Source organism: Streptomyces hebeiensis (genome assembly GCF_052983195.1).
In genome coordinates this window covers 2765978-2785399 of sequence record NZ_CM129812.1, presented here as the reverse complement: position 1 = coordinate 2785399, position 19422 = coordinate 2765978, and the positions used below count along the sequence as shown (strand labels likewise).

Here is a 19422-nt window from a genome sequence, read left to right as displayed (position 1 = left end):
CCAGCAACACAGCGCACGCCGGGGGCGCGCACCAACTCCGCGTGCATCCGAGAGCGAGCGGTGAGAGTTCCATTTTGCAACTCTCACTGTCACTCTATGAATGCGACCGGCTGCATAGGGCAACTGGGCTCGCGTGATAGGGGTGGTTAGAGTGGGCGAGTGTCGATTCAGTGTTCCCAGGAAGGAATGGGATCTGCCCTTCCTGGCCGAGGCCAAGGAGCTCGCCGGCGTGCGACGTGTCGTACGGATGCACCTCAACGTCTGGGGCTTGCCGGAACTGGTGGACGCGGCGCAGCTGTGTGTGACGGAGTTGGTCACCAACGTCATTACGCACGTGGGAGCCGGCACGCCGACCACGCTGGCTGTGTCGATGAACGACACACACCTACGACTTGAAGTGAGCGACCCGGACACCCGAGCCGTCCCCACGCTGCTTGCCGCCACCGACGAGGCGGAGGGAGGGCGAGGCCTGTCACTGGTGGACGCCACAGCGGTACGGTGGGGCGTGATTCTGCGTGGGGACTCGAAAGTCACGTGGTGCGAGCTGGCCACGGAGCTGACCTCGCATGACGGTCACACCGACCGAGCCGAAGTACTCAGATCCGAAGCCCTGCTGACGCTCTATTCGCGTCGAGGGCCCCTCGCGTCTTATCAACACGACCGATTGAGCGTGGAGGTGGCCCGGGAGGCCGCGATCGGCGTGGTCGTCGACCTCCTCCACTGGCTCCGAGCCCACGGCTGCGACCCGGACGAGGCACTGGACCGCGCCCAGAGATGCTTCGAGGCGGAACTGGATGCGGGAAACTGTGTTCTTTCGGGCCAGCGGTGATTGATCTCGATCATGCTTAGCTAGTCCGGTCCTCAGCGCATGACCGATTCGGAGGAACGGATGATCTGGCCGGATGGCAATCCGCGAGGTGCTGGATCTGCGTGGGGGTAGCCGACAGGGGCGGAATAACCGGATTTTAACCCTCAGCGGCGCCAAAAAGTTAATATCCTCTGAGCCTCTGCGGGGGAGGGCATTGTGGCAGGCGCATCCAATGATCATTCTATAGCCAAGTTTTGGACACTGGTCGGGGGAATCGCATCCGTGCTGTCGATCTTGGCCTGGCTGGGCGTGAGCAACGCGGCGGAGCTGAAGAACCTGTTGGGCGACTCGCCCCCATCCAGTTCCAGCCCAAGCCCGTACACGCCTTCGTCGGCCGTGCGCACCCCCGATATCCCTGGCGCCAGGGCGGGGAACGCGGGGAACGATGACGAGTCCAAACGCGATCTGTCGACACCCTCTTCGGATCCCACCGAAGGGGCACTCAAAGCCATCTCGGTCGGCGATTGCCTGGCGGTATACGACACGGGCCGCGGGGGCACCACCAGCATCGACTGGAGCGTTGATGTTCCGCCGGAGCCCGTGTCCTGTGCCGACGAGCAGGCGCTGGTCCGAGTGACCGCCACCAACACGGCCTGCCCCACCAGTTACGGGAAGTCGTACTGGAGCTACCAGTCCGCCACCACCGGCAACACCACGAAACTCTGCCTTACCCGCATCTACCACGCCACCTACTGCATGCTCGGCCAGCAGTCAGGCGACTCGATCTCCCTCGGCATGATGACGGCTGTGGCCTGCCGACGCGAGCCGGTGCCCGTCCCGTACAACCAGATCATGCACATCACAGGCGTCTATCGCGCCCCGGCGGGCGCAAACGCGAACAACTGCTCCCAGGCGGCGGGCGATCAGACCCGCTACTGGGCCTGGCTGGTGGACGACGGTGCCACGCTGCTGTGCACCACGATCTACCAGGGCGGCTGACCGCCAACTCGGTTCCCCAGCCTCGCCCAAGCGCTTCCGTGAAACGGCCAGTTCATCCTCGGTCGCTCAATAGGCGGAAACCACGACGTTCGTCCGGTAAGGGGTGTCCCGTAAGTGGATTTCTGGTTGGTGGGCTTCAGAGGAAGGCCAGCGGGACGTCCTTTTCGGTGCAGAGCCGCAGGACGCCCGCCAGCTGGCGGGCGTCCTCGACGTGCTGCTGGAGGAGATGGTCACCTTCCTCCCGTGCCCACTGGTCGGTGATCGCCTCCAGCCGGACCAGAATCGACGCGCACTCGGCAGGTGAGAGGTCGTCACCCCCGTCATCTGGATGATCGAGAAGTGGCTCCAGAGCGGTGGACACCTCGTTCCACGGGCGCTCGCCGCCGAAGCCCCACATCTCGGAGAGGACGAACCCCTCGGTCTCGGCCAGACGCCGCCGGAACGCGGCAAAGCCGCTGTAGGACCAGGAGACATCCGGGCTGCTGTTGTCTCCGTCGCCCGGGAAAAGAACCAGCCCCATGTGCCCTCCTTGCTTGCCGAGCACACAGCATCGAGGACATGGGGCAGTGTCGGCAACTGGGATGATCTTGATGTGGCTGGTGTGATCACGGCGTCGGAGCCGTCCTGGATAGCCCCGTTCACCGGGCTGAGGCCGCGTACCTTCGGGAAGGTGGTTACGGTTCTGCGGCGCGAGAGGGCGGACGCGGTCCGCAAGGGCCGGAGGTCTTTTAGTCCTTCAACGTTGCGAGGAAACCGGTCCAGGCCTCGCCAGGGAAGACGAGCCAGGGACCGGACGGGTCCTTGGAGTCGCGCACGGCCGTGCCCGCCTGGTGATACGCGGCCTCCACGCACTCGGTCGTGTTGCCGCCGCTGTAAGCGGACTTGAACCAGTCAAGCCCCTCTGCAGGCTGCGGAAATTGCATCACCAGTGCCTCCCACGCTCCCGGAGTGAAATGGACATCACTACGGCCTACTGGTGGCAGCGAGCTGGGTACCGTGGCGGAGCCCGGAGAGGAAGCCGGACCAAACGTGGTGCCGCACGGTTATGAGAGGTCCCTGTGGTTGCTTCGAGTCGCGGAGGGCGACGCCGGCCGTCTCAAGATCCGCCACTTCGACGCACTCGCCACCGGCACCGTTGCTGTAGCTGCTCTTCCGCCACTGAGGGCCGGTGGGTGACTGGGTCATCGGGCGTGTTCCTCCAAGACTGAACGGATCAGCGTCGCTGACCGCTGGGGACTCAGGGCGAGCGCTCTGAGCTGGTCGAAGGCTTTCGTGTACACGGCCACCTCGGTTGGAAGCTCCAGATAGACCGAGTCGGTCAGCCCTTCTCGGTACACCACGTCGGGATCTTCCTGCTCGGGGAAGCCGAGCACGGTGAACGGTCCGGTGGTTGGGTACGCACCGGCGTCGAACGACAGGACTTGCACGGTCACCGTCCGCAACTCCGCCATTTTCAGCATACGTTCGAGCTGGGCTGTCATCACCTGGTGGTTGCCGATGACTCTCATGAGCACGCTCTGATGCACCACGGCCCAGAAGTCGGGTGCGTTTGCCTCGGTCAGCAACTGTTGGCGGCGCATCCGTACGTCCACGAGCCGTGGAATCTCCTCCGGGTTCTGGTCCGGTGTGGCGCGGCTGAGTTCGGTGGCGTACTCGGGCGTCTGCAGCAGCCCCGGAATGAACTCCCCCTGGTAGGTGCGCAGACTGGCGGCGGCCTGTTCGAGGCCCACGTACACGGAGAACCACGAAGGGACGGCGTCGCCGTGGGCGTGCCACCACCCCTTGGTCTTTGATTGCTTGGCGAGAGACTTCAACAGCTCGCGTAGCTCGTCGGACGTGCCATAGAAGCGGCACAGGGCTTCGACGTCCGACGGCTGGACGCGGCCCTGACCCGTCTCCATTCGGTTGACCTTTGAACCGCTCCAATCGAGTTCCTTGCCGACCTGATTGCAGGTCAGCGCATGTTCCTCACGCAACTTCTTGAGCTCGATCGCCAGCCGACGGCGTCGCGCTGTAGGGGATCCGGCCACTTCAACTCCTCGCATCCGTAACGACGGCCCCATCCCACCGGAGGGGCTGCGGCTCGCCAATCACTCATTGGAGGGAATCCCGCTGTGCACATTGCATAACGGGATGAGCGAATGCCATTCTCTTCGCTATGCGTAACGATTCGTGCGCATATTGTCACGGAGGTGAGGTTCATGACCGCAGATGTGGTGGGGTGCATGTGGCGCAAGCCGTGGGTCATCCCTTTCCTCGCGGAAGCGCGCGAAGTCGCCGGGCTGCGACGGGTCGTACGGATGCACCTCGATCACTGGGGATTGCCGGAACTGGTGGACGCAGCGCAGCTGTGTGTGACGGAGTTGGTCACCAACGTCATCACGCACGTGGGCGCCGGGACGCCGACGACCTTGGCTTTCTCGATGAGAGGCACGCGCCTTCGTCTTGAGGTGAGCGACCGAGACACGCGAGCCCTTCCCACGCTCCTCTCAGCCGCCGACGAGGCGGAACGAGGCAGGGGCATGTCGATCGTGGACGCCGTGGCAGAGCGGTGGGGTGTGATCCTTCGCGGAGGCTCGAAGATCACATGGTGCGAACTGGCCACCGCCCTGACCGCGCACGACGGCCACGTCGCGAGCCCTCAAGTCGCGAGAGCGGAGGCAGTGCTGACGCTCTATTGCGGTTGGGACGCCCCAGCGCCTTATCGGCACGACCGGTTGAGCAGTGAGGTAGCCCAACAGGCCACGATTGACGTCATCGCCGACATCCTGCACTGGCTCCGGGCTCACGGCTGCGACCCGGACGAGGCGCTGGAGCGCGCCCAGGCGCGCTTCGAGGGTGGAGGATGAGGGGGGTAAGTCCCATGGGGCACTGGCGCCGAGATGGGCGCCGGTTGGATGGCATACCCCTTGCGTGCCCGTGCGTCGCACGACACACCGTTAAACGTGTTCGCTGATCAGGTGCCCTGTCCTAGCGTTGCTCCATGGGTATACGTGACCTGCTGCTGGAGATTGCCGGGACCTATGACGCGAGCGAGGGGACGAAGAGGGAGGTAGCGGGACAGCAGGTGTTGCGTGGAGTCGCGCAACGGACCGACTTGCCGCTACCGACTGGTTACACCGTGAAGGGATATGGCGGGCAGGCTTCGGCCGCCGCGACCCCGTGGATCGGCGTGTTCGACACGAAGATCAATGAGGAACCCGGCAAGGGCCTGTACTTGGCGTACATCTTTAGCGCAGACCTCCAGACAGTGACGCTCACTCTCCAGCAAGGCATTACCCATCTAGAAGATCGACTTGGCCGGGGTCTGGCGAGGCAAGAACACCTTCGGCGGAAGGCACGACGGCTTCGTCGGTGGACGGACGCCCAAAGAAGGACCGGATGGGTCGACGAGCCCGCGCTTCGCCATCACGCCGATCGACCGAGGGCGTACGAAGCCGCGAGCGTCATCGCCCGCCCTTATGAGACGGGCGAGTTGCCCAAAGAACCGGTTCTTCAGGAAGACTTGTTCCACGCGGCGGATCTACTCAAGAGGACAGCCGTGGCCGAGAGCTTGTGGTGGGATGAGGACAGTCCTGGCGACATCGAGGTGAGTTACGCCCCTGATGACCGTGCGGCGCTAGAAGACGACCCGCTCGCGGGCTTCCGCCCCAAGGACAGCTCGGACTACATCGCGAACATTCAGGCACAGCAGCAAGTGAAGAGGCGCCATCATGAGGCGCTCATCAAGACCTTCGGGCTCCATGTCGTGTCTCGGGGGTACGTGCCTACGACCAGGTCCGTCCACCCCAAAGACCTTGTGCTGCACCGCGATGGCCAAAATCCCGCCACGAGTGATGAATGGCTGGTGGAAGCGAAGGTCGTACGAAGGGGGAACCCGACGGAGGCCGTGCGACAGGCCGTCGGGCAGCTTTACGAGTACAGCCATTTCCTGTACCGCGAGAAGAGGCGGCGTGAGCCTCATCTTCTAGGCCTCTTCAGTGAAGACGTGGGGGTCTACGCCGACTACTTGGAGCACCGAGGCATCGCGTCTATATGGAAAGAAGGCGACGAATGGCGCGGGTCCCCTCGGGCGGTGGAATGGAAGATGGTGGGGTAAAGCTGCCCGTGGCCGCCGGTTATCCCGCCCCGTGGCAGGCGCCGTAGGGCTTCGTCGAGGCGCACCAGCAGGTGGCGTTGCGGGCCGGGGGCCAGGGGGTGGCTCGGCCTCGGGCGGCGAGGGTGGTGGCGTATTCGGGGAGCAGGGTGGTGTTGGTGGGGGCGGACTGCTCCGAGGCCGCGAAGGCTTCGTAGGAGGGGACCGTGGCCGTGACGATGCCCAGGTTGGGGGTGCCGGTGGCGGAGAGGTCGCGGAGGGAGGCTTCCAGCTGGGTCAGGTGGGCCTCGTGGGAGGGGTACTCGGCGGCGAGGGGCGGGTACGCGGCGACGAGTTCGGCCAGTTCCGCCGCCGGCCAGTGCAGGACCGCGACCGGGAAGGGGCGGGAGAGGGCGGAGCGGTAGGAGCCCAGTTCGGCGCGGAGCCGGGTGATCTCGGCCCGGAGCTCGGCGGGGTTGTCGGAGCCGAGGGCCCACAGGCGTTTCGGGTCGTGCAGCTCGTCCAGGGTGACCGGGGCGCGGTTGACCTGGTCGGCCAGGCCGTCCCAGTCGTCGTGGGCCAGACCGAGCAGCCGGCGGACCCGGTGGCGGCCGATCAGCAGGGCGTGCGTCGGGTACGGGACGTCCTCGCCCGGGGTGAGGAGCAGGTTGAGCGCCGCGGTGAACGCGTCGTGCGCCGCCTCCAGCTCGTCGTGCGACTCCAGGGTCTCCGCGACGATCTCCCAGGGCGCCGGGTCCAGCGGGGCCGCCGCGCGCAGGCCGTCGATGATCGCGCGGGCCTCGGCGTCGTGACCGTACTCCCACAGGTTGGCCGCCTTGAGCGCCTTCACCAGGTGGGGGTGGTCGGGCGACGACGCCAGCAGGGTGTCGTAGAGGCCGGCCGCGCGGTCGCGGTCGCCGGCCAGTTCCAGATGGGCCGCGGCCCGCAGCAGCAGGGGCTCGTGGTCCTCGGGGTACTGGTCCGCCGTGCGCAGCAGGCGCTCGGCTTCCGTGGTGTGGTCGGCAGGCATGTCGGGGCGCATGGTGCACACCGTACTGCTGTACGGGGCGGGGGCGGAGGGGATGCGCCGGGCCTGGTCCGTACGGGGTCCCGTAAGGTCTTCGGGTGTTCAGACCGCGTCCGCATCTGCTCTGGCTGCTGGTTCCGTTCGTGCTCTTCCTGGGGGCGGTGCCCTGGGTGAACCGGGTGGATCCGGTCGTCCTCGGGCTGCCGTTCTTCTTCGTGTGGACGCTCGGGGCGACCGTGGTCACGCCGTTCGCCGTCTGGCTCGCCTGGCGCGGCGACCGGCGACTGATGAGGAACGGTGAGGGCGAGTGAACGCCGTCGTCGCCACCGGCGTCTTCGTCGCCTTCATGGTGCTGACCGTCGTCCTCGGACTGCTCGCCGTACGCGGCCGGGGCGGCGGCGGAGGCGGGCTCACCGAGTGGTCCGTGGGCGGGCGCAGCCTCGGCGCGGTCCTCATCTGGGTGCTGATGGCGGGCGAGAGCTACACGAGCTTCAGCTATCTGGGCGCCGCGGGCTGGGGCTACAACCACGGCGCGCCCGTCCTCTACGTGGTCGCGTACATGTCGTGCGGCTACGCCGTCGGCTACCTGGTCGGCCCCTTGCTGTGGGAGTACGCCCGCCGCCACGACCTCGTGGGCCTGACGGACATCCTCGCCCACCGCTACGGCCGGCCCTGGCTCGGTGCGGCGGTGGCGGTCCTGGCGACCGTCTTCCTCCTCCCCTACATCCAGCTCCAGATCACCGGCATGGGCGTCGTCGTCTCGACGATCTCGTACGGCGCGATCAGCCTGAACTGGGCCTACTTCGCCGCCTTCGCCGTCACCACCGGATTCGTCGTGGTCAGCGGGTTGCGCGGCAGCGCGTGGGTGTCCGTGCTCAAGGACGTCCTGGTGATCGGCACGCTGGCGTTCCTCGCCGTGTACGTACCGCTGCACTACTTCGACGGGTACGGGCCGTTCCTCGACCGGCTCGTCGCGGAGAAGCGCGAGTGGCTGACCCTGCCGGGCGGGAGTGGTGGAACAAGCGGTTCCGGCGCTGGGGGCAGCGGGCTGGGCGGGGCGTGGTACGTGACGACCTCCCTGCTCAACGCGCTCACCGTGGTGATCTTCCCGACGACCGTCGCCGGCTACCTGGGCGCCCGCGACGCCGACGCGCTGCGCCGCAACGCCATCTGGCTGCCCGCCTACAACGTGCTGCTCTTCGTCCCCATGTTCCTCGGGCTGGCCGCCCTTTTCGTCGTCCCGGGCCTGACCGGGGCCGGCTCGAACCTCGCGCTCTTCGAACTCGTCGTCGACTCGCTGCCCGCCTGGGCCGTCGGGGTCGTGGGCGTGGCGGCGGCGCTCTCGTCGATCGTTCCGATGGCCGTCTTCATGCTGGTCATCGGCACGATGTGGGGGCGCAGCGTGTTCCCGTTGCTGTCGCGTCGGCGGGCCGGGGAGGCGCGGCCGGCCCGGGAGGTCCGGGAGGTCCGGGAGGTCCGGCAGAAGGGCGCCGCACAGGTGGTCGTCGTGGTCGCGGGAGCGGTCGCGCTGATCCTGACGTACGCGGCGCCCACCACGCTCGTACGGCTGTCCCTCATCTCGTACGAGGGGATGGCGCAGCTGCTTCCCCTGGTGCTGCTCGGGCTGATGTGGAAGCGCTTCACCCTGGCGGCCGGGCTGAGCGGTCTCGTGGTGGGGGTGGCGGTGGTGTGCGCGCTGGTCTTCACGGGACGGGACCCGGTCTGGGGAGTGAACGCCGGGATCGTCGCGCTCGCGGCCAACCTCGGGGTCGCGCTGGTGGTGATGTACGGGATGTACGGGACGTACGGGACCTACGGGGTGTACGGGACGCGCGCGCGGCGAGCACGGCGGCGCGTACCGGCCCCGCGCCGTACTCGTACCGCGCTGGAGGGCGACGACACCGCCCGATGACGGGAAGCCTGTCGTTTATCGTCCCGGCGTCGAACGGCCCTCGAATGCGATGCCGAGGCGATCCCGGGCGATCTGAAGGCCGTCCACCACGAGGCCCGGGCTCTGCCACTCGACGCGGAGGGAGCACGGGCGGTCGTCCAGCCTGCGCAAGGTGAGCGAGGACGGCCGGCTTCCGGGCGAGGCGGGCCGGTCGAGGTCGGTGCCGGGGCCGACCACACTGTCGTTGCCGAGGGTGAACCGGGCCGGCGGCTCGCCGGCCAGCGTCAAAGTCACCTGTACCCGGCCCCCCTCACAGCCGGAGGCATTGAAGAAACCTCCCCAACCGGTGAAGGAGGATTGACGCGACAGCGTCGGCATCCAGTCCGTGTGCCGGGTCGACCCCAGGGGCACCTCCCACATCCAGATGGTTGGCGGTCTGCACGGAGTGCCGGCCGCGCAGCCGGTCGAGGCCAGGACGGGGGCCGGTCTGTCCCCGGAGCGGTAGGTCAACTCCAGCCGCGTGCTGTCGGCGAGTACCGCCGCGATGAACAGCAGCGCGGCCAGAGAAGCTCCGACTTGGGCCAGACTGGCGAAGGTGGGCAGCACCGGTCTCCAGCGGAGCCACTTGGCGGCCCACTTGCCGTGCACCGAACGGCCCGGGTCCTGAGCCGTGGCGCCGCCCAGTTGGCTGAGAAGGCGTTCGTGGCGGAACTGGTGCACCGCGCCGGTCTGCCGCAGCACGCCGAGTTCGCGGGCGTCGTCGAGGAACGACAAGGGCTTTCGGGGGAGTCTGCCGGTCAGCCAGAACCAGTACCGGCTGATCGCGTACGATCCCGATGCCGAACCGAGCATGACGGCACAACCTGACAGCGCCCCGACGACTGCCCCGTAGGACGCCGACAACGGGAGGCCCGCTCCCAGCGCGTCCGACATCCACAGCCCGACGCCGACCCCCGTGACAGCGCCCGCCAGCAGAGCCGAGGCGGCGCCCACACGCGCGTAATGGCGGGCCAGACGCCCCGGCCCGTGCACCCCTTCCTTGGGTACGAACACCTGCTTGAGGTCGGCTCTGACGAACTGGTGAGCGGCGAAGCTCGTGGCTGCCGTGAGGAGCCCGGCGGCGACTCCGATGGCCGGACCGAACAGGGCATACAGAAGAGCGCCCCACACCGCCCCGTACATCAGGCCTACGAGGGGACCGGTGATCCGGGCGTTGATCTGCCACCAGGCGAAGTCGACCGTGCGGTCCCGGCGCATCTGGCGTGCTATGAGCCGCAGGTAACGCATCGCCGGTTCCGCCGGATAGCGGCTGGGCGGGTCCTTGGTGTAGACGGCGGGCAGGTAGCGCTTCAGCAGCTCGTCCTCGATGGCTTCCCGGGAGGGATACGCCTCTTGGGACAACAGTTCACCGGGATCCGTGGATTTCGCGTCGTACGCGGTCTGCGCGAGGTGCAGCATCAGGGGTGACGTCAGTGTGCGGGACAGGGCGCAGCCCGGGTCGCGGCGCATCGCCTCGAAGACAGGGGTCCAACGGCTGTCACTGGCCACTTTCGCCTGCTCGAGGTAGCCGATCGCCAACTCGGCCTTCACTTCGTCGAGCTCCACCACCGCGGCACGGGTGAGGTGTGCCCCGGTCTCGTGTGCGGTCTCGTACTCGGTGGCCCGACAGGTGACCAGCAGCCAACAGCCACGGTGAACGGCCGCGTCGATGGCACGGACCGCGTCGGAGCGCAGCTGGTCGGGGAGCTCGTCGAGGCCGTCCAGCACGGGCATCACCCGGCAGGCGTCGAAGAGGTCCGCCGCCGCGTCCGTGCCGAATCTCTGTTGGTCCGTGAGGTGAGGACTGGCCTGCCGTATCTGGCGGAGTATCCATTCGCGCATCGGGACGGCCGGCCGCCACGACGACAAGGACATGAGTACCGGGACCGGATCTCCGGGCTCCGGATGGTCGGCCATGTCGTGCACGAGCCGGACAGCGAGGATGGTCTTGCCCGTGCCCGGGTTGCCCAGAGCCACCATCTGGTGACGGGGCAGACCTCTGCAGGCCTTCGCGATCTCACTGACCGTGCCCACGAGTTCCAGCGGATCGACGCCCAGCACCTGCCGTGCCGGCTGCAGAGGCCGTGCACAGCCCCGCCACGGCACCTCGATGGTGGCCGGCTGCTCCAGGCGCATCCGGGCCACCGTCAGCCGGACCTTGGCCAGCACGTCCTTGCGCAGTTGGGCCACCGCCCGGTCCAGGACTCTTCGCTCATCCGGGCCGTCGAACACGCCCATGGAGAGGTTTATGTCACCCCGGACCAGGCTCCACTTCACCTGCTGGAGCATTCTCCGCATGCGGTTCCCCCGAAAGCTCAACTGAGGGACAATGGTAGTGAATTGATGGCTTCACAGGGAGCGTACGGGGAGGCTGTGGCCATGAATACGATGCGGGCTTGGGCGGTTGGAGGGTCGGTCGTTCTCGCGGGAGCGGTGAACGTCGCCACCGGCATGCTGACGCAGAACTGGTCCGTCGCGTGGGGCGCTTGCGCGGCAGTGCTCCTGGTGATCTCGGCGGCCCTCGCCATATGGCATGCGCGGTCGGAGGAAACGCCCCCCGGGCCCGGTTCGCCGCCCCGGCGCCAGGACGTCCGGGGCGTGAAGAGCGGCGGCTCAGTGCGGGTGACGATGAAGGGGAAAGGTGAGCAGATCCTTCGCACCGCCAAGGCGAAAGGCGACATCACCGCGGAGCAGAACGACTAGGACTTGTCCGGGCGATCTTTGAGGCAACGGCGTCCAACACCGTGAATCTCGTTATTGAAGGTCTCGCCGGGTGAGGTAGAAGGGCGGGCACGGATACCGCCGTACTCGAGCAGATGTCGGACGAGACCTTCGATCACGCTGTCGTGCACCACGGATACACCAACTGCTTTTCTCGGACCTTCAGCTGAGCGAGGTCCCATTCGGACAGGCACACTTCGTCACCGAGGAGGGGGCAGGGTTCGCGTGATCGCGTGACTGTCGTCTGCCCGGGTCCCGTCGGCGCGCGACGCCGTACGATGGCCGTGGGTCCGGCGCCGATGCCCGGGTCCGGTGAATGAGGGCGATAAGCGCCCGAGGGAGCCACAGGAAGGGGAGACGCATGGTCCGCAACGCACTGCGTTCGTCGCGACCGCTGCGCCCCGCCGGGCTCCTGCTCTTCCTCCTCACCGAAGTCCTGCTCGTCGACGCGGGCCTCCTCTCCGCCACCGTCGCGCTCGCCGCGACCGCCGCCGTGGGCAGCGCGCTCGCCGTCTGCGCCGTCATCAGCGCGCGCTCGGTGCCCGCGCACCCGCCGCACCGGGTACGGACGGCGATCCGCGACCGCGAGCAACGCACCGCCTTCCTGCCGCAACGGGATCCCGACGCGGCGGGCCGTACCCGGCCGCGAGCCCCGGGCCGTACGTCGCCGACGGCCGCGTAGGCCGGTCAGGCGCTGCGCTCGCCCCCGCGAGTTCCCGGGGGCCGGAGGCCGGGGCCAGGTTCGGGTTCCGGGCCCGGGCTTGGGCCTGAGCCTGGGGTCCGCGTTCGGGTTCCGGGTCCGGTTCTGAGGTCCGGAGCTGGTCGCGCTCTGGTGTCCGGTACTCCGGCCTCGTACGAGCCTCGTACGAGGTGAGACGCCCCCCGACACGTCGCAGCCCTGCCCGCCCCTCGCGGGTCTGTCATACGCCGTATCCCTCACCGGCACGACGAGACCCCACGGAGGGCTCCGCCACCATGTCCGCTTTGATGTCCGCCTTCGCCACCCTGGTCGGGGGCCTGGCCGACCTGCTCCAGCCGCTCTTCCACGCAGGCTCGGCCGCCGCGGCGATCATCCTCTTCACCGCCTGCGTACGGCTCGCCGTCCATCCGCTGTCCCGTGCGGCGGCCCGCGGCCAGAAGGCCCGTACGAGGCTCGCGCCGCAGATCGCCGAGTTGCGCGAGAAGCACGGCAAGGACCCCGAGCGCATGCGGAAGGCGCTCATGGAACTGCACGCCAAGGAGAACGTCTCGCCCCTGGCGGGCTGCCTGCCCAGCCTGGCGCAGATTCCGGCGTTCTTCCTCATGTACCACCTCTTCTCCAGCCGCGAGATCGGCGGCGAACCCAACGAACTGCTCGGCCACTCCCTCTTCGCCGCGCCGCTCGGCCACCGCTGGGCGGACGCGCTCACGCGGGACGGGGTGTTCACGGGCGCGGGGCTGGTGTACGTGGCCCTCTTCGCGATCGTCGCCGCCGTCGCCACCTTCTCGTTCCGTATGACGAAGCGGCAGATGGCCGCCGCGCCGACGCCCGCGGCTCCGGAGGGGCCCGACGGCCGGCCGCTGCCCGGCATGGGCGCGATGACGAAGGTGATGCCGCTGATGTCGTTCGGGACGCTGCTCACCGTGGCCGTGGTGCCGCTGGCCGCCGGGCTGTACATGGTGACGAGTACGACCTGGGCGGCCGTCGAGCGGTACTTCCTCTACCGGGAGATGTGGGCGGCCGGGGCGGCGTGTGGAACCGCGGGGCGCGCGGGTGGCGGCCGCGCGCTTCGGTCCAGTACGTGAACCGGGTCTTGCAGAGTGATCCGATGTCTTGGAGGATCAGCCGAGTCCCGGGGGTCGGTGGCCCCGCCCCGTACCTCCCCTGACAGCCCGAGAGAACCCGAGACAGCCCGACCGGACGGAGACGGACCATGAAGTTGCTGCGTGTCGGTGCGGCGGGCGCGGAACGCCCCGCGCTCCTCGACCCGGACGGTACGACCCTGCGCGACCTGTCGGGCCTGGTCACGGACATCGACGGGGCGCTGCTCGCAGACCCGTCCGCACTCGACCGGATCGCTTCGGCCGCCGCCTCCGGCGAACTGCCCGTGCTCGACACCGGAGGTCCGGACGGAACCGGCGGGCCGCGCGTCGGGCCGCCGCTCGGCCGGATCGGCAAGATCGTGTGCATCGGGCTGAACTACCACGACCACGCGGCCGAGACCGGCGCGGAGATCCCCACCGAGCCGATCATCTTCTTCAAGGCGCCGGACACGGTGGTCGGGCCCGAGGACACCGTCCTCGTGCCGCGCGGCAGCGTGAAGACCGACTGGGAGGTCGAACTCGCCGTCGTCATCGGGCGCACCGCCCGCTACCTGGACTCGGTCGAAGAGGGCCTGGCGCATGTCGGCGGGTACGCCATCTCGCACGACGTCTCCGAGCGCGAGTTCCAGATCGAGCGCGGCGGTACGTGGGACAAGGGCAAGAACTGCGAGACGTTCAACCCGTTGGGGCCGTGGCTGGTGACGGCTGACGAGGTGCCCGACCCGCAGGCGCTGTCGCTCAGGCTGTGGGTCAACGGCGAACTCCAGCAGGACGGGACCACCGCGCGGCAGATCTTCGGGGTGGGGGAACTGGTGCGGTACGTCAGCCAGTTCATGACGCTGTACCCGGGCGACGTCATCAACACGGGGACACCGGCCGGGGTCGCCCTGGGCAAGCCGGAGCCGAAGCCGTTCCTCCGGGCGGGAGACGTGGTGGAGCTGGAGATCGGAGGACTGGGCCGGCAGCGGCAGGTCTTCGCGGACGCGTAGGGGGCGGTGACGGCCGGTCGCGGGCGCCGCTCCGCCACGGAAGTGCCGGCGCTGACCGAGAGCGCGCCGCGCTGCTGCACCGCTCCGCCGCGGGCGTCACGCGCGCCCCGGGGCGCTGACGCTCAGTCGCGGTAGGCGGCCGTCGCGATCCGGACGAACGATCCGATCAGCGGGTTCGCGTCGCCCTGGTTCCACGCCACGACCACCCGGCTCGGTGGCATGCCGACAACCGGCACCACGGTCAGCCCCTCGGGTGGTTCGTGCCCGAGGGGGGTCATGCCGACCGTGCCGTTCCAGAGCACGGCCTGCCGGCACTCCTGGACGGCGCGTACCACCGGGCCCTCGCGGGGCTCGCCGCCGTTCCAGTACGACTGCCAGGCCGGGTCGGTGCCGTCCGGGAACCGGAACCAGGGCCGGTGGATCAGGTCGGCCGGCTCCAGGTGGTCGCGGCCGGCCAGCGGATCGTCGGCCCGCAGCACCGCGCCCACCGGGTCGACGCGCAGCTCGCGCACCGTCAGGCCGGTCTCGTCGAACGGCCCGCGGGTCAGGGCGACATCGACCCGTCCGGCGCGCAGCCCGCACGTCGGATCGGTCAGGTCGGTCTCGCGGACGTGGACCTCGACGTCCGGATGGTGCCGGCGGTACGCGGCGGCGAGCCGCGTCGCGCCCAGGTCGGAGCCGTCGCCCAGGATGCCGACGGCGATGGCCGAGGCGCCGGCCGCGGCGGCCACCCGCGCGCCCACCCGGTCGGCGCGGGCGAGCAGGCCGCGCGCCTCTTCCAGCAGCGTCGCCCCGGCCGGGGTGAGCGTGACGCCCGCGGCGGAGCGGTGCAGCAGCGCGGCGCCGACGTCGGTCTCCAGCCGTTTGATCGCCCGGCTCAGCGGTGGCTGGCTCATGTGCAGCCGGGTGGCGGCCCGGCCGAAGTGGAGTTCCTCGGCGACGGCCACGAAATAACGCAGCGTGCGTAGCTCCATGAACGCGGACGATACCCGTGCGGTATCGGCCCCACTCGATCGGTCTTGGACGGCCGCGTCGACCGGGCGGTGGAATAGGAGCATGAACGACGAGCTGATGAGCGACGGGCCGGTGGGCAATGGGCCGTTGGGCAATCGACCGGTGTCCGACGGGCCGACGACCGACGGGCCGACGACCGACGGGCCGATGGCCGGTGGATCGATGGCCGGTGGATCGATCGCAGGTGGATCGACGGCCGGTGGATCGAGGAGCGAGGGACCGACGGCCGGCAGGCCGGTGATCGACGGGCCGATGGCCGACCCGGCCGTGCGGGTCGCCGACGCCGAGGAGATCGCCTCCGAACTGCTGGTGATCCCGAACCACCGGGTCGGTCTGGTACCCAACATCGGTGTCATCGGCGGTACGGAGGCCGTACTGGTCGTCGAGACGGGCATCGGCAACGCCAACGCCGAGCAGGTCCTCGCCTTCGCGACCGAGGTGGCGAAGGGCCGTCGGCTGTACCTGACCACGACGCACTTCCACCCCGAGCACGCGTTCGGCGCACGGGCGTTCGCGGGAAGGGCCACGTACCTGGTCAACCGCGCGCAGGCGGACGACCTGAAGACGAAGGGAGCCGGCTACCTGGAGATGTTCCGGGGCTTCGGCGGGCCGGTCGCCCGCCGCCTCGAGGACGTCCGGATACCAGTCCCCGATGTGGTCTACGACGACGCGTACGACCTGGACCTCGGCGGCCGGGCCGTACGGCTGCGGCCCACCGGCCGGGGCCACACGAAGGGCGACCAGGTGGTCGAGGTACCGGACGCCGGCGTGCTGTTCACCGGGGACCTGGCCGAGACCGGACAGTTCGCCATCTTCCCGTGGTTCCCGCCGTACGACACGGACGTCTCCGGCGTGCGCTGGCTCGCGGTGACGGACCGGCTGGCCGCCGCCGGTCCCCGGGTGGTGGTGCCCGGCCACGGCGACCTCGGCGGTACGGAGGTGCTGGTCGGCGTCCGCGACTACCTGCGCGAACTGCGCGACGAGACCTGGCGGCGGCGTGACTCCGCGATGGGCCGGGACGAGATCGTCGCCGAGGTCCGGGCGTTGCTGATCGAACGGCATCCCGAATGGGCCGGCCGGGAGTGGATCGAGCCGGGCGTCGGATGCCTGTGCGCCGAGCACGCGGATCCGGTCCCGGGGCCCGGCCTCATCCGGTAGCCGAGCCCGCCTCATCCGGTGGCCGAGCCCGCTTTATCCGGTGGCCGAGCCCGCCTCACGCGGCGGTTTCCAGCGGGCCCGGCCTCATCCGGTGGCGGGGCCGTCCGCCAGGCTGACCGCCCCGCCCTCCCGGGCCGAGCGCCGCGCCGCCTCCAGGACGTCCAGCGTCGCAGCCGCCTCGTACGCCGTCACCGGCGGGGCCGTGCCCTCGCGCAGCGCGGCGGCGACGGCCGCGTAGTACGCCGGGTAGTCGCCCGGCTCGCTCTCCACCGGGTGGCCGCCACCGGTCAGCGGCGACTGGCCCGCGCCGTACCGCCCCCACAGCGACTCCGGCTCCACTCCCCAGCCCCCCGCTCCCGTACCCGGCCGTTTGCCGTCGCGCAGATCGGCCTCCTGCGGGTCGAGGCCGTACTTCACGTAGCCCGCCTCCGACCCCAGCACCCGGAAACGCGGGCCGAGTTGGGCCGTGGTGGCGCTGACGTAGAGGTGGGAGCGGACACCATTGGTGTGTGTGAGCGCGATGAAGGTGTCGTCGTCGGCCTCGGCGCCGGGGCGGCGTACGTCCATCTCCGCGTACACCGTCGCGGCCGGCCCGAACAGCACCAGCGCCTGGTCGACCACATGACTGCCCAGGTCGTACAGGAGCCCCCCGATCTCCTCCGTCGCGCCCGACTCGCGCCAGCCGCCCTTGAGCCGGGGCCGCCACCGCTCGAAGCGGGACTCGAAACGCTGTACGTCGCCCAGCTCGCCGCCCTTGACGAGGCGGGCGAGGGTACGGAAGTCGTTGTCCCAGCGGCGGTTGTGGAAGACGGAGAGCAGGAGCCCCCGCTCGTCGGCGAGCGCGGCCAGCGCCCGCGCCTCGGCCGAACTGCCCGCGACCGGCTTGTCCACGACCACCGGCAGACCGGCTTCCAGGGCGGCGGTCGCGAGCGGGACGTGGGTCTTGTTGGGGGAGGCGACGACGATCAGGTCGAGTTCGCCGGTGCGCTCCCACAGCTCCTCCGGGGACGCGGCGAACCGCACGTCGGGGAACTCGGCGCGCGCCTGCTCCCGGCGCTCGGGGGCGGTGGTGACGACGGTGTCGAGGGCGAGCCCCGCGGTGGCGGCGATCAGTGGGGCGTGGAATACGGAACCCGCGAGGCCGTATCCGATCAGCCCGACGCGCGAGGGAGTGCCGTTGCCCGTGTCATTGCCAGTCATGGAGTCACTTAAGCAACGCCGTTTCCAAAGTGCAAGGTAGAGGCACAATGGCCGGTGTGAACAAGGGTGACGGAAGTGTCGAGGGCGACAGCGGGGGCGGGGGCGGGGGCGGTCGCAGGGGCGTGGGTGACCCGGCTGCCGTGGTTCCGACTGCTGTGGCCCCCCGCCCCGCCGTACCGCGCGGGCCCAACGCGGCCCTCGTCCTCGACCTGCTCCGTACGGCGGGCGAAGCCGGCATAAGCCGCCTCGAACTCGCCGAGCACGCCGGTCTCACCCCCCAGGCCGTCAGCAAGATCACCGCCAGGCTGCGGGCGGACGGCCTGGTGGCGGAGGCCGGCCACCGCGCCTCGACCGGGGGAAAGCCCAGGACCGTCCTGCGGCTGGTGCCGTCCGCGGCGCAGGCCGTGGGGGTCCACCTGGACCGGGACGAACTGACGGCGGTTCTGGTGGACCTGGCCGGTACCCCGGTCGCCGCCCGGTCGGTGCCGCTCGACCTCGGCGCGGGGACGGACCGGGTGATCGCGGCGGTGGTCGAGCAGGCGGCGGCGGTACGCGGGGACGCGCGGGCGGTACGTACCGAGGCGCGGGCGGTACGCGGGGACGCGCGGGCGGTGCGTGGCGACGCGCCGACGGCAAGCGGGGACGGGCTCCTCGGCGTCGGGGTCGCCATGCCCGGCCCGCTCGACCACACCACCGGCGTACCCCGGCGGGTGACCGGCTTCCCGCAGTGGAACGGTGTGCCGCTGCGCGACACCCTCGCCGCCCGCCTCGGCCTCCCCGTCGTCCTCGACAAGGACACCAACGCCGCCGCGCTCGGCCTCGCCCTGCGCGGTCCCGCCGACACGTTCGCGTACCTCCACCTCGGTACGGGGCTGGGCGCGGGCCTCGTCATAGACGGCGAGCTGCACCGGGGCGCGCGCACCGGCGCGGGCGAGTTCGGGCACCAGGTCATCCACTTGGACGGGCCCGCCTGCGACTGCGGCAATCGTGGCTGTATCGAGGCCATCTGCCTGGCCGCCGTCGCGCGCGGCGATCTCGCCGGGGCGGCCCGGGTGCTCGGGGCCGGGGCGGCGAACCTCATCGGGCTGCTCGACATCGACCGGATCCTGCTCGGCGGCCGTACGGTCACCGCGCACGAGGAGCGTTTCGTGCGGGGGGTGGCCGCCGTCGTCGCCGAACGCGCCCGGTGCGCGTCGGTCCAGGTGGCCGCCGCCGGCGGCGGCGCGCGTCCGGTCGCGGAGGGTGCGGCGCAACTCGTCCTCGCGCCGGTGTTCGGACGGGCCGAGGGCAGCCGGGGAAGGCGCTGACGCCGGTGGCGTCGGGCTGATTGTGGCGTACGCGGCGTGTCGGCGGCGCGTCGCGTCGGGCGGTTCGTCGCGTCGGGCGGTGCGGTGTACGCGTCGGTGCGCCGGACAGGCGGGCGCGCCGACGCTGTTCGTATGACTTACGGGGGCACAGGGCCCTGCCGCCCGGTACGGCCGGGCCCGGCATGGCAGCGTCGGCCCGACGCCGGCCGTCCGGACGCCGACGGTCCGGTGGCCGCTTCGTACGCGACAGTCCGTCACCAGCTCGACGAAGGCCGTTCACATGCCCCTTGTGCCAGTCACGCGACCGCGTCAAGGCCCCGCCCGTGCGGTCGCCGCCAGTGGCGCCGTCGCCGCGGTCGCCGCGGTCGCCTCGGCCGCCGTGGTCCCCGTG

Annotated in this window: 20 protein-coding genes and 1 pseudogene; 13 read left to right on the top strand and 8 right to left on the bottom strand. The window is 69.8% G+C overall.

Annotation, left to right across the window (positions count from 1 at the left end; translation table 11 throughout):
• Window positions 1–133: 133 nt before the first annotated feature.
• Both ACU6P3_RS12070 and ACU6P3_RS12065 read left to right on the top strand, forming a co-directional pair.
• Window positions 134–829 carry an ATP-binding protein gene (locus ACU6P3_RS12070; protein WP_447197138.1) on the top strand — a complete coding sequence of 232 codons (696 nt, stop codon included), beginning with the start codon at window positions 134–136 and terminating at the stop codon, window positions 827–829.
• 261 nt (window positions 830–1090) lie between these two features.
• Entirely contained in the window at window positions 1091–1807 is a 717-nt protein-coding gene (locus ACU6P3_RS12065) for an LppU/SCO3897 family protein (protein WP_447197137.1), read from the top strand.
• 136 nt (window positions 1808–1943) lie between these two features.
• Here the strand turns inward: ACU6P3_RS12065 and ACU6P3_RS12060 are convergent, their stop codons facing one another.
• Window positions 1944–2327 (bottom strand): hypothetical protein, encoded by a 384-nt coding sequence (locus ACU6P3_RS12060; RefSeq protein WP_447197136.1) that lies wholly within the window; start codon window positions 2325–2327, stop codon window positions 1944–1946.
• 72 nt (window positions 2328–2399) lie between these two features.
• On the opposite strand from ACU6P3_RS12060, the pseudogene ACU6P3_RS12055 reads away from it, so the two are divergent.
• Window positions 2400–2528, top strand: a pseudogene (locus tag ACU6P3_RS12055) (IS5/IS1182 family transposase); the annotation flags it as partial.
• A 7-nt stretch (window positions 2529–2535) separates the two neighbouring features.
• On the opposite strand, the gene ACU6P3_RS12050 reads toward ACU6P3_RS12055, so the two are convergent.
• From ACU6P3_RS12050 to ACU6P3_RS12040, 3 genes are read right to left on the bottom strand one after another with little or no spacing between them, the layout of a single operon-like run.
• Window positions 2536–2730 carry a DUF397 domain-containing protein gene (locus tag ACU6P3_RS12050; RefSeq protein ID WP_447197135.1) on the bottom strand — a complete coding sequence of 65 codons (195 nt, stop codon included), beginning with the start codon at window positions 2728–2730 and terminating at the stop codon, window positions 2536–2538.
• 40 nt (window positions 2731–2770) lie between these two features.
• Entirely contained in the window at window positions 2771–2992 is a 222-nt protein-coding gene (locus ACU6P3_RS12045; protein ID WP_447197134.1) for a DUF397 domain-containing protein, read from the bottom strand.
• Window positions 2989–3837 (bottom strand): helix-turn-helix domain-containing protein, encoded by an 849-nt coding sequence (locus ACU6P3_RS12040; protein WP_447197133.1) that lies wholly within the window; start codon window positions 3835–3837, stop codon window positions 2989–2991. The genes ACU6P3_RS12045 and ACU6P3_RS12040 overlap by 4 nt, the downstream gene beginning before the upstream one ends.
• Before the next feature lie 171 nt (window positions 3838–4008).
• Here ACU6P3_RS12040 and ACU6P3_RS12035 point away from each other — a divergent pair, with 171 nt between their 5' ends.
• Together ACU6P3_RS12035 and ACU6P3_RS12030 are read left to right on the top strand one after the other, a co-directional pair.
• A complete protein-coding gene (locus tag ACU6P3_RS12035) occupies window positions 4009–4656 on the top strand; it encodes an ATP-binding protein (RefSeq protein ID WP_447197132.1) in 648 nt (215 codons plus the stop codon).
• Between the two features lie 134 nt (window positions 4657–4790).
• Entirely contained in the window at window positions 4791–5906 is a 1116-nt protein-coding gene (locus ACU6P3_RS12030) for an MrcB family domain-containing protein (protein ID WP_447197131.1), read from the top strand.
• Window positions 5907–5925: 19 nt separating this feature from the next.
• On the opposite strand, the gene ACU6P3_RS12025 is transcribed toward ACU6P3_RS12030, so the two are convergent.
• Window positions 5926–6924 (bottom strand): tetratricopeptide repeat protein, encoded by a 999-nt coding sequence (locus tag ACU6P3_RS12025; RefSeq protein WP_447197130.1) that lies wholly within the window; start codon window positions 6922–6924, stop codon window positions 5926–5928.
• Window positions 6925–7007: 83 nt separating this feature from the next.
• Between ACU6P3_RS12025 and ACU6P3_RS12020 the strand changes: the two genes are divergently transcribed.
• The gene (locus tag ACU6P3_RS12020) at window positions 7008–7220 is read left to right on the top strand and encodes a DUF3311 domain-containing protein (RefSeq protein ID WP_447197129.1); all 213 of its coding nucleotides are present in this window, start codon (window positions 7008–7010) and stop codon (window positions 7218–7220) included.
• Window positions 7217–8821, top strand: coding sequence for a sodium:solute symporter family protein (locus ACU6P3_RS12015; RefSeq protein WP_447197128.1), 1605 nt, complete (start codon window positions 7217–7219; stop codon window positions 8819–8821). Before ACU6P3_RS12020 ends, ACU6P3_RS12015 begins: the two co-directional genes overlap by 4 nt.
• A gap of 15 nt (window positions 8822–8836) precedes the next feature.
• Here the strand turns inward: ACU6P3_RS12015 and ACU6P3_RS12010 are convergent, their stop codons facing one another.
• A complete protein-coding gene (locus ACU6P3_RS12010) occupies window positions 8837–11137 on the bottom strand; it encodes an NACHT domain-containing protein (protein WP_447197127.1) in 2301 nt (766 codons plus the stop codon).
• Between the two features lie 135 nt (window positions 11138–11272).
• Here ACU6P3_RS12010 and ACU6P3_RS12005 point away from each other — a divergent pair, with 135 nt between their 5' ends.
• The 4 genes from ACU6P3_RS12005 (at window position 11273) to ACU6P3_RS11990 (ending at window position 14352) form a co-directional block, all read left to right on the top strand.
• Window positions 11273–11542, top strand: coding sequence for a hypothetical protein (locus tag ACU6P3_RS12005; protein WP_447197126.1), 270 nt, complete (start codon window positions 11273–11275; stop codon window positions 11540–11542).
• Between the two features lie 379 nt (window positions 11543–11921).
• Window positions 11922–12242 (top strand): DUF6412 domain-containing protein, encoded by a 321-nt coding sequence (locus tag ACU6P3_RS12000; RefSeq protein WP_447197125.1) that lies wholly within the window; start codon window positions 11922–11924, stop codon window positions 12240–12242.
• Window positions 12243–12535: 293 nt separating this feature from the next.
• The gene (locus tag ACU6P3_RS11995; protein ID WP_447197124.1) at window positions 12536–13345 is read left to right on the top strand and encodes a YidC/Oxa1 family membrane protein insertase; all 810 of its coding nucleotides are present in this window, start codon (window positions 12536–12538) and stop codon (window positions 13343–13345) included.
• Between the two features lie 128 nt (window positions 13346–13473).
• Complete coding sequence (locus ACU6P3_RS11990) at window positions 13474–14352, top strand: fumarylacetoacetate hydrolase family protein (RefSeq protein WP_447197123.1); 879 nt, start codon at window positions 13474–13476, stop codon at window positions 14350–14352.
• Window positions 14353–14474: 122 nt separating this feature from the next.
• Here ACU6P3_RS11990 and ACU6P3_RS11985 read toward each other — a convergent pair whose 3' ends face one another.
• Window positions 14475–15326, bottom strand: coding sequence for a LysR family transcriptional regulator (locus ACU6P3_RS11985; RefSeq protein ID WP_447197122.1), 852 nt, complete (start codon window positions 15324–15326; stop codon window positions 14475–14477).
• 82 nt (window positions 15327–15408) lie between these two features.
• Between ACU6P3_RS11985 and ACU6P3_RS11980 the strand changes: the two genes are divergently transcribed.
• Window positions 15409–16524: an MBL fold metallo-hydrolase gene (locus ACU6P3_RS11980; protein ID WP_447197121.1), complete on the top strand. Its 1116-nt coding sequence runs from the start codon at window positions 15409–15411 to the stop codon at window positions 16522–16524.
• A gap of 84 nt (window positions 16525–16608) precedes the next feature.
• Here ACU6P3_RS11980 and ACU6P3_RS11975 read toward each other — a convergent pair whose 3' ends face one another.
• The gene (locus ACU6P3_RS11975) at window positions 16609–17724 is read right to left on the bottom strand and encodes a Gfo/Idh/MocA family protein (protein ID WP_447197120.1); all 1116 of its coding nucleotides are present in this window, start codon (window positions 17722–17724) and stop codon (window positions 16609–16611) included.
• Between the two features lie 47 nt (window positions 17725–17771).
• Here ACU6P3_RS11975 and ACU6P3_RS11970 point away from each other — a divergent pair, with 47 nt between their 5' ends.
• Entirely contained in the window at window positions 17772–19031 is a 1260-nt protein-coding gene (locus ACU6P3_RS11970) for an ROK family transcriptional regulator (protein WP_447197119.1), read from the top strand.
• Window positions 19032–19422: the final 391 nt, after the last annotated feature.

Excerpts from the sequence above, each read along its gene's own strand:
- ACU6P3_RS12060 (WP_447197136.1), bottom strand. The coding sequence starts at position 2,327 with ATGGGGCTGGTTCTTTTCCCGGGCGACGGAGACAACAGCAGCCCGGAT.
- ACU6P3_RS12050 (WP_447197135.1), bottom strand. The coding sequence starts at position 2,730 with ATGCAATTTCCGCAGCCTGCAGAGGGGCTTGACTGGTTCAAGTCCGCT.
- ACU6P3_RS12045 (WP_447197134.1), bottom strand. The coding sequence starts at position 2,992 with ATGACCCAGTCACCCACCGGCCCTCAGTGGCGGAAGAGCAGCTACAGC.
- ACU6P3_RS12035 (WP_447197132.1), top strand. The coding sequence starts at position 4,009 with ATGACCGCAGATGTGGTGGGGTGCATGTGGCGCAAGCCGTGGGTCATC.
- ACU6P3_RS12030 (WP_447197131.1), top strand. The coding sequence starts at position 4,791 with ATGGGTATACGTGACCTGCTGCTGGAGATTGCCGGGACCTATGACGCG.
- ACU6P3_RS12025 (WP_447197130.1), bottom strand. The coding sequence starts at position 6,924 with ATGCGCCCCGACATGCCTGCCGACCACACCACGGAAGCCGAGCGCCTG.
- ACU6P3_RS12010 (WP_447197127.1), bottom strand. The coding sequence starts at position 11,137 with ATGCGGAGAATGCTCCAGCAGGTGAAGTGGAGCCTGGTCCGGGGTGAC.
- ACU6P3_RS12000 (WP_447197125.1), top strand. The coding sequence starts at position 11,922 with ATGGTCCGCAACGCACTGCGTTCGTCGCGACCGCTGCGCCCCGCCGGG.
- ACU6P3_RS11995 (WP_447197124.1), top strand. The coding sequence starts at position 12,536 with ATGTCCGCTTTGATGTCCGCCTTCGCCACCCTGGTCGGGGGCCTGGCC.
- ACU6P3_RS11990 (WP_447197123.1), top strand. The coding sequence starts at position 13,474 with ATGAAGTTGCTGCGTGTCGGTGCGGCGGGCGCGGAACGCCCCGCGCTC.
- ACU6P3_RS11985 (WP_447197122.1), bottom strand. The coding sequence starts at position 15,326 with ATGGAGCTACGCACGCTGCGTTATTTCGTGGCCGTCGCCGAGGAACTC.
- ACU6P3_RS11980 (WP_447197121.1), top strand. The coding sequence starts at position 15,409 with ATGAACGACGAGCTGATGAGCGACGGGCCGGTGGGCAATGGGCCGTTG.
- ACU6P3_RS11975 (WP_447197120.1), bottom strand. The coding sequence starts at position 17,724 with ATGACTGGCAATGACACGGGCAACGGCACTCCCTCGCGCGTCGGGCTG.
- ACU6P3_RS11970 (WP_447197119.1), top strand. The coding sequence starts at position 17,772 with ATGGCCGGTGTGAACAAGGGTGACGGAAGTGTCGAGGGCGACAGCGGG.